Raw genomic sequence first — 16058 nt, 5'->3', positions numbered from 1 at the left:
TATGAGCGAAGACACCAAGCAACGCCTTATCGAAGCCGGTGCCGAACTGGTACACCAACGGGGCTTCAACAACACCGGACTCAAGGACATCCTGCAAGCTGCAGGAGTTCCCAAGGGATCATTCTATTTCTATTTCGACAACAAGGAGACGTTCGGCATAGAGATGGTGGACTATTACGGCAGCCAGTTCAGGGCATTGATCCAGGAGGTCCGCAGGAATGCCTCGCTGTCCCCACTGGAACAGGTCCGGCATATTTTTGCCGCCTTCCAGAGCCACTTCAAAACCCACGGCTACACCCGAGGCTGTCCGATAGGAAACCTTGCCCAGGAGATGGGCGACTTGAGCAAACCCTTTCGGGAAAAACTCCTTGCAGCCATGGACGGCATGATTGCCGCCTTTGCAAGCATACTGGATGAAGCCAAGGTTCTTGGAGAAATTCCTACGGATCTTGATAGCCGTGAAACCGCCATCTTCATGGTCGAAGCATGGCACGGAGCCATCATCAGGATGAAAGTGACCAACTCCCCGGAACCGCTTGAACTCTTTTCCAAATTCATTTTCGAAAAAATACTGAAGTAACCGACAGATTCCCCCTTTTTTTGCTCAACCTGTAGACGACCGGTCTACTACAAACACCAGGAGAGAACCATGTTCATGATCGATTATGTCACCCCGGATAAGGCTGAAGGCGCAGTAAAGGCTATCTACAGCATCTTTCCCGCAGAAATGCCCGTTCCCGACCCGATCCAATTGTTCAGCGCCAGCCCGAGATACCTGACCAAACAGATGGAGATCGCCGGAGCTCTGATGCAGGACGATGCGTTTGAAAGCAGCCTGCTGGCCGCCCTGCGCTATATCGGAGCCTCGACTGCCTGCTTCGGTTTCTGCACGGAATTCAACAAGGGAATGCTCACTTCCATGGGATTGACCGAAGAGGAGATCAATGCTCTGGCATCGGAACCGTCCAAGGCATTCGAGGAGAAGGATGCCGCCCTTCTGTCCTTTGTGGCCAAGTCCATCAGCACCCCGGACGCGGTGAACCAGGCCGACATCGACGCGACGCGCAAGGCCGGGTGGTCAGACCAGCACATCTTCGAAGCCACGGCCTATGCCGCGCAGATGGCGACCCTGGGCATCGTCTTCCGCACCTTTGCGGCCAAGTAAACAAAAACGGAGGGCCGGAACAACACCGGCCCTCCGCATTCCGTTCCCGCCTACCTTCTCAAAGACTTGCCCCCGTCTTCGTGGTGCGTTACAAATCCTGAACATCAACATTCAGTCAATCACATCGAGGGGACTCGCATGGCGCTCATATTCGGTTCGCCCAAAAGGCAGATTGCGGACAGGGACGATACCAAAACCGATCACCGGCTGACGCTTGCCAAGGACATGTATATGGCGGGCAAGATTAAAATCATGACCACCGAGGGCATTCCGGGCCGGGATATCCAGTCCGCGTTCGGTCTTATCGTCTGCCGCAGCTATGTCTTCGACAACGCCTTTTACGGTCTCATGGCCCAGGCCGTGGACGTCAACGCCGATGCCGTCGTCGGCTATCGCGAAACCGTCTCCTTCCATCCAGAAGGCGACAAGTACTACTCCTGCTACGGCACTGCCGTGCGTATGAAAAAGATCAAATAACCCATGGAGGATTCCCCTCTGTCCCGGTACTTCCCGCACGGCCTGGCCGTTGCATTCCTCATCCTGTGGACCGTGCTTGCCATCGACCCGGTCATGCGCGACGTGTGGTGGGCCGAAAACCTGCCGGTCATGGCCGTCTTTCTGCTCCTGGCATCCACCTACCGAGTCTTTCGTTTCTCCAATCTCGCTTACGGCCTCATGGCCTGCTGGCTGATTTTGCACACCATCGGCGGGCACTACACCTTTGCCAGCGTGCCCTTTGATTTCGTGACCGATCTCTTCGGATTCGAGCGAAACCACTTTGACAGGCTCGGGCACTACTCCATCGGATTCTACGCCTTTCCCATAGCCGAACTGCTGACGCGCAAACGGCTGGCAAGGCCGGTGGTGGTCTACCTGTTCGGGCTGTTCGCCATCATGGCGCTGGCTGCGGCCTATGAAATCATTGAATGGTGGTACGCCGTTCTGGCTGGCGGCGAAGCGGGTATCGAATTCCTCGGGTCCCAGGGCGACATATGGGATGCCCAGACCGACATGCTGGCCGATACGCTGGGGGCCGTTACCGTCTTGATCCTCTTCGCTTTTTCCGGGATCAGGGCCGAAGAGAGCTAGTCCCGAAGTCCCAATCTTCTATCGAGCAGGAGCATATCCGCAACGGTCAGCGCCATCATGGCCTTGAGCACCGGGTTGATGCGCGGAATGGCGCTGATGTCGTGGCGGCCGCCGACCATGATGAAGGCCGGTTCGCCCGTGGTGGTGATGGTCTGCTGTTCCTGAAGGATGGACGGGATCGGCTTGACATAGGCACGGGCAATCACATCCTGGCCCGAGGAAATACCTCCCAGAATGCCGCCTGCATTGTTGGAAAGAAAACCGTCCGGTCCAATGGGATCATTGTTCAGGCTGCCAAGGGAACGCGCCGCCTGCATACCGGAACCGATCTCCACCCCCTTGACCGCACCGACGGACATGAGAGCCTGGGCAATCCGACCGTCAAGCTTGCCGAATACGGGTTCACCGAGACCGGCGGGCAATCCCGTAACCCTGATCTCGACAACGCCGCCCAGCGTGTCCTCGTCGTCCCGCACCTCGATCACCCGATCGTTCCAGGTCTCGATGATGTCCGGGTCCGGGCTGAAATACGGTCTGTCCTGCGCACCCGCATAGTCCTTGATCTCGGCGGGAATGCCGCCGAATTCCACAGTATAGGCGTACACGCAGATGCCTTCGGTACGCAGCAGTTCCTGGGCAATGGCGCCACCCGCGACACGGGACACGGTCTCACGCCCGGAAGAACGACCGCCTCCGCGATAGTCGCGAAATCCGTACTTGGCATTATAGGTAAAATCCGCATGGCCGGGCCGAAACACATCCTTGATCTTGGAATAGTCATGGGAACGCTGATTGGTGTTTTCCACATAAAAGCCGATGGACGTGCCGGTGGTCTTTCCCTCGAAAACGCCGGAAAGGATCTTCACCTGATCCGGTTCCTTGCGCGTGGTGGACGCCAAACCGCCCTGACCGGGCTTGCGCTTGTCCAGCTCCAACTGAAGGATAGACTCGTCCAACGGGATACCCGCCGGGCATCCGTCCACGACTCCGCCCAGGCCCGGGCCGTGGGATTCACCGAAAGTGGTCAGCCGAAATATGTCTCCGAAGGTGTTGCCGCTCATGTCCGCTCCCTAAAACTTTTCTATCTGCATAACGTTCGAGGTCTTTCCGAGAAGCACCAGAACGTCTCCCGCTTCCATGATTCTGTCGGCCTGCGGAACAAAGTGGAAATCCGAATCACCCGCCTGCCGGAAGGCGACTACCTGCACATTATAGGTATTGGTCAAATTCAGATCACGCAAGGTCTTTCCCGCCCAGGCGTCGACGATGATCTCACGGGTCACCACATCCTTGCCCATGCCGAAATACTCCTGAATTCCTGGCATGGCGATGCGATGGGCCAACTGGAACGCCACAAAGGCCTCCGGGAAAACCACGAAAGGCACCCCGAGCTTGTAGAGAACCCGCTCGTGCTCCTCGCTGATGGCCTTGACCCAGATATTCTTCACGCCGATGGCTTGCAGATTGAGCACCACGAGAATGCTCGCTTCCATGGAATCTCCAGTGGAAACAATCACCTTGTCCAAGTCCCCGAACCCGGTCTGAACGAGCATCTTTTCATCCGTTGCATCGGCCTCGTAGACCTGGGCCATGATGTCCTGCGCTTTGCGGACATTGTCCGGATTGCGGTCCACGCCGACAACCGCATGGCCAAGTTCGGTCAGGGCCCGCGCAAGGGAAAACCCGAACTTGCCAAGCCCGATGACACCGATTTCCTTTTTATTCGCCATGCCTCTCTCCTTCGATCTATCCCAGCGGCAGTTCAGCCGTGGGGACACGGTAACGCGACTCCACCTGCCAGCTCTGCAAGGCTGAAAGCAGCCATATCGGCCCTAGACGTCCGACAAACATGAGCACAATGACCGTGCCCTTTTCCACATTGTCCAACAGCGGCGTCAGTCCGGTGGACAAACCCACCGTGGCAAAAGCGGAAATGGACTCGAACATGTTTTCCAGAAATTCCCCTCTGGCCAGAAGATATGAACTGCTCCCACTCTCAAGGGCGGTCAGCACCATGACCCCGGTCCCGACAAGAACAAACGTCATGGTGACCAGGGAAACGACCTTGTTCAACCCCCGCTGATCCAGCGCAAACTTGCCGAGCCTGACCTGACCATGCCCCCTGAACTGGGACCAGACAAATCCGCACAAGGCCCTGAACGTCGTGGTCTTGATGCCGCCGGCGGTTGATCCCGGCGAGCCGCCGATGAGCATGAGCAGCATCATGAACGCCAATGAAACATTGGTCATACCGCCGATATCGACGGTATTGAATCCGGCGGTACGGCAGGTCACCGACTGAAACAGTGCGGTCCAGAAATGCTCGAACCAGCTTTCGGGAGCGTTCCCGGCCGCACCTTCCGCAAAGAAAATGACAATGGTGCCCACGATGACAAGAAACGCCGAGGTCTTCAGGACTATGAGCGAATACCAGCTGAGCTTCGGTTTCTCATGATACTTCACCTTGTAATGCGCAACGCGCTTCACCAGAACGGTCGCACATTCATTGAGCACATAGAAGCCGAGCCCTCCGGCCGTGATGAGCAGAATGAAAACCGAATTGACCCCGCCGTGTCCCGCCCACCGGGTCAAGCTGTCTGGATACAGGGAAAAACCGGCGTTGCAAAAGGCCGAAACCGAATGGAACACCGCCGAGTACGGCGCAAAGCCAACCGGGTCCATCAACCACAGCCCCAAGGCGCCGAGTCCTTCAATGGCCAGCGTACCGCACACCACCCGAACCAGAAAAATGGGAAGACTGAATGAAGGATCGCGCAAAAGACTTTGCCCCACGGCAATACGGTCACTCAATGACACGTGCTTGCCGAGCAGATGGATGACGAGCGTGGTAAAGGTCATGATGCCCAGCCCGCCGAGTTGGATGAGCACCAGGATGACATCCAGCCCGAGGGTGGAAAAATAGGAACCGGTATCAACCACAGCCAGACCGGTCACACACATGGCGGACGTAGCCGTGAACAGGGCGTCGAGAAAGGTCAGCGAGCCGCCGGGATGACTTACATCAAGGTGCAGAATGAATGCGCCGCACACGATGGCTCCGGCAAAAAACCAGACCGGCAGCAGGTATGGAGAAAAGAGTTTAGTGCGCATGACTGATTCCGCTTATATGCCTGACTGCACAACCTGTCAAAAATGTTCAGGAAAGATTTTCAATCTCGTGCAGGGCCATCCCGACCGTCTCGTCAAGATCAACCCCGGCAACGACGCTGTCCGCGCATCCTTCATACAAGGGTGCGCGCTGGGCCAACACATCCCGAACCTCGTCCATCAGGGACTTGCCGGTCAAAGACGGACGCTGGGCTTCAAGAGGGTCAGCCATAAGCCGTCGGGCCAGTTCTTCCGGCGCGGCTTTGAGATAGATGGTGATGCCTTTCTTCAAAACGGTGCGGTTTTCCTGACGCAACACTATGCCGCCGCCACATCCGATGACCCGGCCACCGGCCAATGACTCCCGCTGAAGAATCTCGACCTCGCGGTCCCGAAAAGCATCCCAGCCATACTGCAGGACATAGTCCGCAATCCCCATACCCGCGGTCGCGACAAAAGCATGATCAGTATCAACGAACTCCCTGCCGAGCCGATCGGCCAAGGCTTGTCCCACACTGGTCTTGCCGCAGGCGCGCGGCCCGATGAGATATATGTTCTTGTGCGGCTGCATGAATGGCACCCTAGTGGAAAAAGCGTCCGCGTTCAATGCCCGGTTGCAGGCACATACACTTTGCATTCGAGACAAATGCTGATAACTTCCGCCAAGCTCAACAGCAACCTCACCTTTGAATCGATCATCAGCAAGGGAGCACCCTATGAAAACCGCTATTTTCGGATTCTCCGGCTCCGGGAAAACCGACCTCTTCGCCGCTCTGGCCGGTCCCGCTGCGGCTGCCGCAGGCAACCGGGCCATGGTCAAGGTCCCGGACAAACGGCTGGATCCGCTGATCGAGCTCTTCAGCCCAAAAAAGGTCACCTACAGTGAAATAGAATATCTGGACATCCCGGGCGGTGGCGGCAAAGGCACCGGTCTGGGCGAACGCGTGCTCAACGAAGTCCGCCCTTACGATTGCCTCATCGGGGTGCTCGACGCATTCTCCGGCATGAACGATCCCAAACAGCAATGGCAGGCCATCGAGGCCGACATGATGGTCTCGGACATGGCGGTCATCGAAAAACGGCTGGAAAAACTGGAAGCGGACGGCAAGAAGAACAAGACCCTGGTGGACCCCAAGGAAGAAGCCGCACTCAAACGCGCCCTGGCCCTGCTTGAGGAGGAACGCCCCCTGCGTACCGACGAGGAAGTCACGTCCATGCCGGAACTCAAAGGCTATAAATTCCTGTCGGCCCGCCCCATACTCTACGCCTGGAACTGCCCCGAAGGTGAGGAGGCCGACCAACCCCTGCCCGAGGACACCCTCGGCATGACGCATATCGCAGTCTCCGCCAAGCTGGAGCGCGAACTGGCCGAGGTCGACGATCCCGAAGAAAAAGCCATGTTCCTGGAGGATCTCGGCATCACCGAATCAGCCCTGGACAAGGTCATTGCCAAGACCTACCACCTCCTCGGACTCATCTCGTTTTTGACCGCAGGCGACGACGAATGCCGCACATGGCCCCTGCGCGCGGGTTCCACCGCCCCCCAGGCCGCAGGGGTCATTCATACCGACTTTGAAAAAGGTTTTATCAGAGCGGAAGTCATCGCTTTCGAGGACTTCCTGAAGCACGGCGATTTCAAAAAGGTCAAGGATGCCGGACGAGCGCGTCTCGAAGGCAAGGAATATATCGTCCGGGACGGCGACATCATTGAATTTCGATTCAATGTTTAGGCCCAATTCACTTCTCGCAACAAAACCGCCTTTTAAGGGCGGTTTTTTTCTTGCCAAAGACACTACTAGTAATTATTATCAAAATATGAACAACACCAATACCTGTATAAAGCACCGAGAGGTGGCCATTGAGTTGGGCGACTGCCGCTCCTGCCAGGGCTGTATTGACCTGAACCCCGATGTATTCCAATGGGACGAGGCTCTGGACATGCCCTATGTCTGCCGTTCAGAGGTTACGGAAGAAGAGGTTCGGGACATCATGAACACTTGCCCCGAAGGCTGCATAATCTTTGTGGATGACTGATCCCATCCACACCCTTTCCACATGAAAAAGCCGGGTCTATGCCCGGATTTCCTCGTTGTCACCTATGGCCTGCTGCCATCGTTCCCGCAGCAGGCCGCACAGCTTTTCCTTGGTCATGGTCGTTCTCGTTGCCAGCTCAAGCACGGCCCGACCATCCTTAATCACGATTCCGCTCAACAAGGCAAACAACCGGCTGTCGAAGAGCAGGTCTTCGGGAGCATAAAACTCCACAACCAACTCCGATACGGTGACCGTCGGGCTTGGAATTAAAACACTCCTACCTATCCTTTTACCGACTCCGATAACGGCGATATCCCGCACGTTTGACCATGGACAATACCAACGGACGAACTCCCCGACCATCAGGCCGTCTTTGCTCGTCTCCAGATAGGGTTTGTCAGCGGCCAATGAATACAGGGAGAGCGACGAGGCGACGACAACGAGCATGCAAAGCGCTGCAAACCTGAAATCGAAAGGGTGAGCCACCTCCTGGGAATCGGCAAAAAAGAACCAAATCAGGAACCCAAGAGAAAACAGGAGGCCCACTATCGCGAACAACCTTGAGAGAAATCTGCTCACGTGATCAATGACAATTTCCTGCAATTGGCCCATCTACGACCTCACTTTTTCCCCGGCATGGGCGGCAGCGAACACTCGCAGTGATCACCGCACACGAAGCCGCAGTAGGCGTGGAACACACGGGTCTGCTTTTCGCGCTGTTCTTCGGTCAGGGGCTTGATCTCGGCGTCATCCGCCATTTTCATCAGCCGATCGAAATCCGGGACCGCATCCATGCCGTGGGCGATCCGCTCTCCGGTGCGCACATCCATGAGCGAGGCCTCCATGGTGTCGGTGACCAGTGCAAAGGGAACCGGGCCGCCTTCGATGAGTCTGCCCGCGCACACGGTCTCCCGCTCAAAGGTGGCCACATTGCCCGCACAAAAAATGATGATAAAGACGGGCTTTCCTTGCCCGTCATAGAGCACAAAGTCGATGGGCCGCTCATAATCCTCCCCATCCACGCAATACTTGATCGGAACCTTGGCCTTGAACCGGTCCTTTGGGTACCCCTTTTCCTCCACCAACAACTTAACCAGTAGCTGACGGAATTCCTCAAAGGTCGTCTCGTCGATCTCTTCGCCTGACAGATAATCCCGGAGCGTGCCGCCCAAACTTGTTTCGTGCATAGAACCACTTCCTTGTTCTCAACAAATAACTCCCCTCCCCGCATGATGCAAGGGAAGGGAGTCGAACTGGCCGCAAAGGCTACGATATCTCAAAAACAACGTCACTGCCCGCGCAATTTTTCCCAGGATGAGAGTTGAAACACGCTGTCGGCGGCCTCGGCCTCCATGCGCTCGAAAAGAGGCATGGGCACGGTAAGCGTCAAGACATCATCCCGAAACCGCTTGCGCATCATCTCCCGGCCATCAAGGCCCATCATGCCCAAAACCGCCCGGGGCTCGGGCGATTCCGCCTGGGCATAGGGGAAAGCGGCTATGCTGGTACAGTCCGTGCCTTGGGGAACCTGGACGGGATCTGTCCCGGACATGACCGAACCCGCAAGGGTGACCAGGCCGGAAAGCTCGACGGGATTTACTGGAAAAATGACTGCGCGAATATTCTCTCCGGCTTCCGCTCGACTCAATGGTTTAAAAAGGACGTATTTGTTCGGGATATCGTACCGTGGCAATCCGTGAAGAATCCACTCCCGGGCCAGATCGCCGCTGGCGTGCCTGCGTTCTCCGAATGCATACATCTCCTGCCAATTCCGGGGCGAATTCGCCATTATCTTTTCGTAGGCCTCCTGGTTCCTCGCCGAGCAAAGCCCCTTACTGAACAAAGCAGCATGTTGATCGAGTATGGCTTCGGAGGCGTCAAAGCCGATACCAAGCCCCAAAGCGGCGCGTCCGCCCGGACATTGTATGTTTTCACGGCAGCCGGCAGCGGTCTTCCCTCGCCTGGATGCCTCGGCAAAGAGATAGAGAACGCAACCGAATCTGCCCTCTTTGAATTGAAATGCATCAGCGGGAACGGTGTCGCTCCAGACAATCGCAACAGGGGCGAATTCGGGCACGAGGTGCTTCAGAATAAGACTGTCCATGATCACTCCTACTTTTTTCCCTATGGAATCGCGACCGGTACCGGATACGAAAACCAATCACCGGTTTCGGGGCGATTATGACGATCACGCCATCCGCTCACTTTCACCTGTATAGGACAAGAACTCCAAGGACAACATAATGGCGTTCATTTCAGCCCGGAAAAGCATCCGCCTTCCCTGGCATCCGGAAAGCAACCGCTCTCCCGGCTCAAGGGCTTCCGGGTGTACGGACGATATCCACATTGCGGTTCATGGGGCAGACCTCAACCTGGCATTTCCTGCAGATTCGCATGACAAGCCCCAGGAAACAGCCTCCGGCCAAAAGAGCATAGAGGACCAACAGCCATGGGCTGAACACGAGCCAATAGACCGGGATGGCCGCGGTCCCGAAAACGGCACAGACGAGAATGAGGCGTTCCCGGACAGTGAGCGGCCCGGACCTTGGCGCAACAAAGCGCTTTACCGACGACGCAGGAGCGAACAGGCAGTCATTGGCCTGGAAAAGATGCGGACAACGCGCGCAGACCGTGTATCGCATGAGCAGGAAATAACTCCCTACGGCGTAAACGAGATACGCCAAAGCAAAGGTCGGACTGGACAACCAGATGCCGTACATGCCGACCGCCATTCCCAGGGAGAAGGTCGTTCTGGCAAGCAGTTTATCCGTGAAGCTGAAAGTGCAGACGGTACCGCATCCGCCATGGTCAGTTATTTTCATTCGTCACCTCCATGTTAGGACACTCTTCAATCATCATTTTCATAAGGGTTGCGAAGGGATATCCGACACTTGAGTTGCTCAAAGATACGCAACAAACCGTAGCGGGTTCTGTCCAAGAAAATCAAATCCGGATTCATGGTGAAGTGCCTGCGCTGCTTGAGCATGGCCCGCATTGTCTCCTTTCCTTCACTGATGAAGCCGCTCTCTGCGCCAAAATCGAAGAACTCGGATTCATACAGGCGTCCGAGCCACTTCCCAACGGCGTAGGCACACTCGAAAATCGCTTCCTCCACCGCAGGACTCAGCTCCTTGTCAACGATCTGCATGCCTCGCAGCGCATCAAAATAGGCAGCTTTATCTCCCCGGATGATGATCTGCGGGAGCTTTTTATAGATAAGCACAAACTCGTGGGTGAACCGCTTTATGCAACCATAATCCACCAGCCCGATGGTAAGATCGTTTCCTATGATGAAATTCCCTGGATTCGGATCGGCATGAATGCAGTCCAACTCATACAGACTTTTCAGGAAAATCCGGTTGAGCCGCCGGGCCACGGTGTCCCGATCATCCTGTGACGGATTTGACGCCAGCCAATGGTTCAGCGTCTGTCCTTCCATGATCGACATGCACAAAACCCGGTCTGTACACAGGTCTTCGAACACATGAGGTACAGTAATGGCATCCAATATGAGATTATTCCTGAAAAAACGTATATTTGCGGCTTCAGCCAAATAGTCGGTCTCTTCCATGAAACGGGTTTCAATCTCCTCTATGGTCGGTTCCAATGTCCTGTACTCCGCAAAAGGACGAAGCAGTCCCCGGAGCAGGCGAATATCGTCATGGATGGTCTGCCGGATTGACGGATACTGGATTTTCAAGGCAAGCGCATTGCCCTCGAAATCCACGGCCCGGTGTACCTGTCCGAGGCTGGCAGCGGCAAATGCCGTGGACTCGAACGATTCGAATATTTTTTCCGGGCGTGTCCCATACGCGTTGATAAGCACCTTGCGCGCCATGGCCCTGTTCATGGGCGGAACGTCCGTGTAGGACTTCTCCAATTGAGCACGAATCTCAGGCGGAAAGATGTCCAACTCCAAACTGAGCAACTGGGCAATCTTCAATGCCGTGCCCTTGAGCCGACTCAGTCCGCCGAACAAGACCTCCGCATTCTTCTCATTCATGGTACGCTTGGCCTGGGTCTTCCCATCCATCGAAAAAAACGGCTTTTGGGCTGCGTACTTAAGATATGTTCCGCCCATACGTGCCGCCATACCCCCATAGACCAGCCCTCGGCCCATTCTCCCCTGGGGAGTGTCATCACGTGGCGTCATGGCTCATGAACTCCTCTTTGATACGGGAAAAGGTATCCCGCTCGTCCATGATCATCTCGATCCGGCTCAAAACATGCGACTTGAAAAGAAACGAAGCCAACCCAGTGACCTTGTCCAGTACCCCGGATTTCAGCATGACATAGCCCAGGTCCAGACTCTTATCGATGAACAACGTGGTATTGGAAAATTGCTCCGAGTCATCCTTAAGCCAATACAGTATGGTGGCGATGAAATAATCCCAGATGCACTGGTACACCAAATCCTTGAGAATGATGTCGGGCAACTCGCCAGCCTCCGTGGCAATGTCAAATTGTTCCCGAACGATTTCCAGGAACCGTGAACGAATGGCACGCACCCCCTTTCCGCCGGGGACGGGACGGAAAAAGACCGAAGAAAATGTCTCGCTCACAAATTCACGATCGGCCAGATACCCTTCCAGAATAGTCTCGAATAACAACTGCAACTTTTCTCGAAGATCAAAACGTTCGAAGTCGTCGATCTCCGCCATGCTCCGAACGGCACCCTCCAGCGACTCCTCGTAATACCCGTAGATCAAGGCGTCCTTCGTGGGGAAATAGCTGTAGATGGTGGCGTCCCCGACACCGGCCTTGCGGGCAACCGCCCGCATACTCATGGATTTGAAACCGGACTCGATCAACAGATCCACAGCAGCTTCAAGGATGGCGCGTCTGTTCTCTGTCTTTTTTCCTGCGCTAATTTTCATTTTTTCCAGCCTTGCTATTGATTAAAGCAATTAAACTTGCTTTTTTTGTATAGCAGTTTTAGATTGCGGTCAAGAGGCATGGCCAAATAACCAACTCGAAAACACCTCACACAACGTCGTACGGAGGCTGAAATGACCAATGATTCTACCGATGACGCTTTTGCCGAAATAGTGAAAGCCATAGGAAAAATTGACTACTATCATGTAAAAACAGTCGAATCACCAGCCACATTGCGGGAATTCGTAACGAACTGCCTTGCTTACATGCCGGGCTGGATGCGGTTTCTCTATCGCGTCCGCGAATACTTCGTGCTGATGCTGGGCACACGCCAGGATGAAATTCCCAGGCAATTGCCCATGTCCCCCCAAGACCTATCCTTCACGCCAGGAGATCCCGGATCGTTCTTCACTGTTTTGGCGGGCAAAGAAAATCTGTATTGGTTAGGTGAAGCAAAAGACGACATGATCGCTGGATGCCTGGGGATGGTTTGTGAACCTACCCAACACGGAACAAACCGATTCCATGTGGTCACCACGGCCACATATCTCCGTTGGACAGCACGCATATACTTCAACGTCATCCGCCCGTTTCACCACCTGGTCATCCACTGCATGACCAGACATGCCCTGAAACAACTCCCGGAGTGACCATCTCCTTTCAATCACGGAAGTAATTATGAGATAAGCATTAAGTACAAAAGAAACCGCCCGGATCGGCGTCAGCCGAACCGGGCGGTTCAATGTATCAGTTCAAGTGTGGCCTAGTGACCGCCGCCACCCAAGTGGACGGTGATGCCGTACAGGGTCTTGCCCGCATTGATGGCAAAGTTGAACAGCGGAGCCGGAACCATGCCGATAAGCAGCACCGCCGCCGCAAGCATGCCTGCGCCCGCCGAAGCAAACCAGCCGTTGTCGGGAGCCGCAACCTTGCCGGGCGCAGTCTCTTCAGTAAAGGCATGTCTGAACAGGCCCAGGTAATAGTAGATGGCGATAGCCGAGTTCACCACCAGGGTGATGACCAACCAGTTGTATCCATGATCCCAGGCAGAGGTGATCAGGAAGAACTTGCCCATGAAGCCCATGGTCGGCGGCAGGCCGACAAGGGCGAACGCTCCGGCGGCCAGCGAGAACGCCAGCACCGGGGCTTTTTTGTACAAGCCGTTCAGATCGGACAACTGCAGGTTGCGGCCATCGGTGGATATGCGGCAGACAACCCAGAACACCAGCAGGTTCATGACCAGATAGGCCAGGCCATAGAAGGCGGCTGCGCCCAGACCTTCGGGCGTGCCCGAGACCAGACCGACCATGATATACCCGGCATGAGCCACGGACGAGAAACCGAGCAGTCGCTTGATGTCCGTCTGGGCCAGGGCAGAGAGGTTGCCGAAGGTCATGGAAAGTGCACCGAGCACCGCCAGGATGGTGGTGATCTCCAGGCCGGGCTTAAGGAGCACGGCCAAACGGCACAGGACCACGATGGCACCCATCTTGGGCATGGTGGCCACGAAGGCCGCAGTTTCGTTGCTGGCACCCTGATAGACGTCCGGGCACCAGAAGTGGAACGGGAACAAGGCCAGCTTGAAGAACATGCCTGCCAGGAACAGGGACAGTCCGACAACGGCCATGGGCTGGTCTGCGAACGACCAGGATTTGTTCATGAGTTCAGCGATGTACGTGGTGTGTTGGCTGGCCATGATGTAGGACAAGCCGTACAGGGCCAGCGCCGTGGCCACGGCACCGAACATGATGTATTTGACGCCTGCCTCGGCCGCGCCCTTGCTCTTGGCGCGCAGCGGGATGACGGCATACATGGAGTAGGAAGCCAATTCCAGCGCCAGGTAGATGGTGATCAACTCCACCGAGGAGGCGAGCAGCATCAGGCCCAGAGTGGAGAAGCCGAGCAGCATGTAGTAGTCGGCCCGTTTTCCTTCATCCAAGGTCGGCTGACGCGACGCATTGAGCACGGTCACATAGAAGCCGAAAGTGATGGCGATCTTGAAGAACTGGGACATGAGGTCCACTTTGTAGACATCCCAGAACATGCTGCCATGCAAATGGAAACCTGTGATGGTCACGAAGAAGGCGGCGCATGCGCCGAACGGCAACCATCTTTCAACCGGCGGTTTCCACTCCTTGTTGCCAAGGGACTGGATCATGAGAGCCAGCACCACACAGAAGAAGAACAGCTCCGGGACAAGTGCAGTGATATCGAAGTTCACGACTTAAGCCCCCTATTTCTTGCCTGCCAAGACATCAAGGACGTCTTGGGCAGCGGTTTGCATCGGTTGCTCGGACTCGACAGACGCTACTTTGCGCTTGTCGAAGTCGTTGAGCAGCTTGTCGACGGAGGGGTCGATGATATTGAAGAACGGCGCTGGCGCCAGGCCGATCCAGAACACGAACACTGCAGGGATGGACAGGTATATCCACTCACGCGCGTTCAAGTCCCGCCACTTGGCAGCCTTTGAAGGCTTACCCCAGGCCATCTTCAGAGAGACGCGGAACATGTAGGCAGCGGCCAGAAGCGCACCGGGTACGCAGAACATACCGATGATGGTGGATTTCTGGAAGGCACCGACAAACACCAGAATCTCGCCCACGAACCCGTTGGTTCCGGGGAATCCGAAGGACGCCAGGGCCATCATGCCCCAAAAGAACATGAAGGCCGGCAGGTATTTGCCCAGGCCCATGTTGTCCTTGATATCGCGGCTGTGGCTGCGTTCGTAGACCGCGCCGATCATCATAAAGAGTGCACCCGTGACGATACCGTGGTTGAGCATCTGGAAGAGCGCGCCCTCTACGCCGCGTTGGTTGAACAGGAATATGCCCAGGGTGACGAAGCCCATATGGCCCACTGAAGAGTAGGCGACCAGCTTCTTGATGTCGGTTTGTCCCAGGGCAATGGCTCCGCCGTACAGAATGGACACGATGGAAATCGCGATCATCATGGGGGCGAAGTATTCAGAGGCAGCCGGAGTCAGCGGCAGGCAGAAACGCAGGAAACCGTAAGTTCCCATCTTCAGCAGGACGGCCGCCAGAATGACGGAACCGGCCGAAGGCGCCTGGACATGCGCTGCGGGCAGCCATGTGTGGAACGGGAACATGGGGACCTTGATGGCAAAGGCAAGCGCCATGGCCAGGAAAGCCCAGAACTGGAAGCGGAAGCTGAAGTTCATATCCATCAATTCCGGAATGGAGAAGGTGCCGCCCGTGACCCTGAAGGCCACGATGGCAGCCAGAAGCAGGGTCGAACCCGCCAAGGTGTACAGGAAGAACTTGAGCGAGGCGTACCTGCGATCGTCTCCGCCCCATACTGCGATGAGCAGGTACATGGGGATGAGCATGGCTTCCCAGAACACGTAGAACAGGACCAGATCCAGTGCGCAGAAAACGCCGAGCACCGCAGAGGTCATGAACAGCAGGCAGAAGTGGAATTCCTTCTCGCGTTTGCCTATGTAGGTCCAGGAACACATGACACACAGCGGCAGAACCGCGATGGTCAGGAGGACCATGAGTATGCTGATCCCGTCGATGCCGAGATAATACTGGAGTCCCCATTGGTGGACCCAGTCGATCTGTTCGACGAACTGGAATTCAGCGTTCAATTTGAAGCCCAAGAGCGGCACTGCAAGCAGACACTCGATGAGGGACACCGCCATGGTGTAATATCTCACCACCTGCGGAGCCCGCAGGAAGAAGAGTCCGCACGCCGCGATGAGCGGGAATGCGATCAATATTGTAAGTACCGGATATCCGAAGTCCAAAATGAGCTCTCCTTAGATTGT

The 16058-nt window shown here is 55.8% G+C and carries 19 protein-coding genes; 7 read left to right on the top strand and 12 right to left on the bottom strand.

The annotated features are described in order from the left end of the window. Position 1: 1 nt before the first annotated feature. The 4 genes from DWB63_RS05815 to DWB63_RS05800 all read left to right on the top strand — a co-directional run bounded on the left by DWB63_RS05815 (position 2) and on the right by DWB63_RS05800 (position 2254). Positions 2–580, top strand: coding sequence for a TetR family transcriptional regulator C-terminal domain-containing protein (locus tag DWB63_RS05815; protein ID WP_128327877.1), 579 nt, complete (start codon positions 2–4; stop codon positions 578–580). Positions 581–649: 69 nt separating this feature from the next. Beyond that, entirely contained in the window at positions 650–1165 is a 516-nt protein-coding gene (locus tag DWB63_RS05810) for a hypothetical protein (RefSeq protein ID WP_128327876.1), read from the top strand. A 138-nt stretch (positions 1166–1303) separates the two neighbouring features. Continuing rightward, on the top strand, positions 1304–1642 hold the full coding sequence (locus DWB63_RS05805) for a hypothetical protein (protein WP_128327875.1): 339 nt from the start codon (positions 1304–1306) through the stop codon (positions 1640–1642). Between the two features lie 3 nt (positions 1643–1645). Beyond that, positions 1646–2254 (top strand): DUF2238 domain-containing protein, encoded by a 609-nt coding sequence (locus DWB63_RS05800; protein ID WP_128327874.1) that lies wholly within the window; start codon positions 1646–1648, stop codon positions 2252–2254. Here the strand turns inward: DWB63_RS05800 and aroC are convergent. From aroC to aroL, 4 genes are read right to left on the bottom strand one after another with little or no spacing between them, the layout of a single operon-like run. Next, positions 2251–3315, bottom strand: a complete 1065-nt coding sequence (gene aroC, locus DWB63_RS05795) for a chorismate synthase (protein ID WP_128327873.1) — start codon at positions 3313–3315, stop codon at positions 2251–2253. The genes DWB63_RS05800 and aroC overlap by 4 nt on opposite strands. Before the next feature lie 9 nt (positions 3316–3324). Next, positions 3325–3984, bottom strand: a complete 660-nt coding sequence (locus DWB63_RS05790) for a TrkA family potassium uptake protein (RefSeq protein ID WP_128327872.1) — start codon at positions 3982–3984, stop codon at positions 3325–3327. A 16-nt stretch (positions 3985–4000) separates the two neighbouring features. Further along, a complete protein-coding gene (locus DWB63_RS05785) occupies positions 4001–5365 on the bottom strand; it encodes a potassium transporter TrkG (RefSeq protein ID WP_128327871.1) in 1365 nt (454 codons plus the stop codon). Between the two features lie 46 nt (positions 5366–5411). Further along, entirely contained in the window at positions 5412–5933 is a 522-nt protein-coding gene (gene aroL / locus DWB63_RS05780) for a shikimate kinase AroL (protein WP_128327870.1), read from the bottom strand. 145 nt (positions 5934–6078) lie between these two features. Here aroL and DWB63_RS05775 point away from each other — a divergent pair, with 145 nt between their 5' ends. Both DWB63_RS05775 and DWB63_RS05770 read left to right on the top strand, forming a co-directional pair. Continuing rightward, positions 6079–7092: a DUF933 domain-containing protein gene (locus DWB63_RS05775; RefSeq protein WP_128327869.1), complete on the top strand. Its 1014-nt coding sequence runs from the start codon at positions 6079–6081 to the stop codon at positions 7090–7092. A gap of 85 nt (positions 7093–7177) precedes the next feature. Beyond that, positions 7178–7396 carry a ferredoxin gene (locus DWB63_RS05770; RefSeq protein ID WP_128327868.1) on the top strand — a complete coding sequence of 73 codons (219 nt, stop codon included), beginning with the start codon at positions 7178–7180 and terminating at the stop codon, positions 7394–7396. Between the two features lie 36 nt (positions 7397–7432). Here DWB63_RS05770 and DWB63_RS05765 read toward each other — a convergent pair whose 3' ends face one another. The 6 genes from DWB63_RS05765 to DWB63_RS05740 all read right to left on the bottom strand — a co-directional run bounded on the left by DWB63_RS05765 (position 7433) and on the right by DWB63_RS05740 (position 12273). Further along, on the bottom strand, positions 7433–7843 hold the full coding sequence (locus DWB63_RS05765; RefSeq protein ID WP_128327867.1) for a hypothetical protein: 411 nt from the start codon (positions 7841–7843) through the stop codon (positions 7433–7435). A 173-nt stretch (positions 7844–8016) separates the two neighbouring features. Then, a complete protein-coding gene (locus tag DWB63_RS05760; protein WP_128327866.1) occupies positions 8017–8583 on the bottom strand; it encodes a type I restriction enzyme HsdR N-terminal domain-containing protein in 567 nt (188 codons plus the stop codon). A gap of 101 nt (positions 8584–8684) precedes the next feature. After that, positions 8685–9500 carry a DUF169 domain-containing protein gene (locus tag DWB63_RS05755; RefSeq protein ID WP_128327865.1) on the bottom strand — a complete coding sequence of 272 codons (816 nt, stop codon included), beginning with the start codon at positions 9498–9500 and terminating at the stop codon, positions 8685–8687. 208 nt (positions 9501–9708) lie between these two features. Further along, positions 9709–10218, bottom strand: coding sequence for a hypothetical protein (locus DWB63_RS05750; RefSeq protein ID WP_128327864.1), 510 nt, complete (start codon positions 10216–10218; stop codon positions 9709–9711). A gap of 26 nt (positions 10219–10244) precedes the next feature. Then, the gene (locus tag DWB63_RS05745; protein WP_128327863.1) at positions 10245–11549 is read right to left on the bottom strand and encodes an AarF/ABC1/UbiB kinase family protein; all 1305 of its coding nucleotides are present in this window, start codon (positions 11547–11549) and stop codon (positions 10245–10247) included. Next, a complete protein-coding gene (locus DWB63_RS05740) occupies positions 11536–12273 on the bottom strand; it encodes a TetR/AcrR family transcriptional regulator (protein ID WP_128327862.1) in 738 nt (245 codons plus the stop codon). Before DWB63_RS05740 ends, DWB63_RS05745 begins: the two co-directional genes overlap by 14 nt. A 132-nt stretch (positions 12274–12405) precedes the next feature. Between DWB63_RS05740 and DWB63_RS05735 the strand changes: the two genes are divergently transcribed. Next, positions 12406–12921, top strand: coding sequence for a DUF2867 domain-containing protein (locus tag DWB63_RS05735; RefSeq protein ID WP_128327861.1), 516 nt, complete (start codon positions 12406–12408; stop codon positions 12919–12921). 113 nt (positions 12922–13034) lie between these two features. Here DWB63_RS05735 and DWB63_RS05730 read toward each other — a convergent pair whose 3' ends face one another. Together DWB63_RS05730 and DWB63_RS05725 are read right to left on the bottom strand one after the other, a co-directional pair. Continuing rightward, complete coding sequence (locus tag DWB63_RS05730) at positions 13035–14492, bottom strand: NADH-quinone oxidoreductase subunit N (protein ID WP_128327860.1); 1458 nt, start codon at positions 14490–14492, stop codon at positions 13035–13037. 12 nt (positions 14493–14504) lie between these two features. Further along, positions 14505–16040: an NADH-quinone oxidoreductase subunit M gene (locus DWB63_RS05725; RefSeq protein WP_128327859.1), complete on the bottom strand. Its 1536-nt coding sequence runs from the start codon at positions 16038–16040 to the stop codon at positions 14505–14507. Between the last annotated feature and the right edge of the window lie 18 nt (positions 16041–16058).

The sequence above is a fragment of the Pseudodesulfovibrio sp. S3 genome, from assembly GCF_004025585.1.
Taxonomy (GTDB): domain Bacteria; phylum Desulfobacterota; class Desulfovibrionia; order Desulfovibrionales; family Desulfovibrionaceae; genus Pseudodesulfovibrio.
Note: the sequence above shows the minus strand (reverse complement) of the source record. Positions and strands in the feature narration are given on the sequence as shown.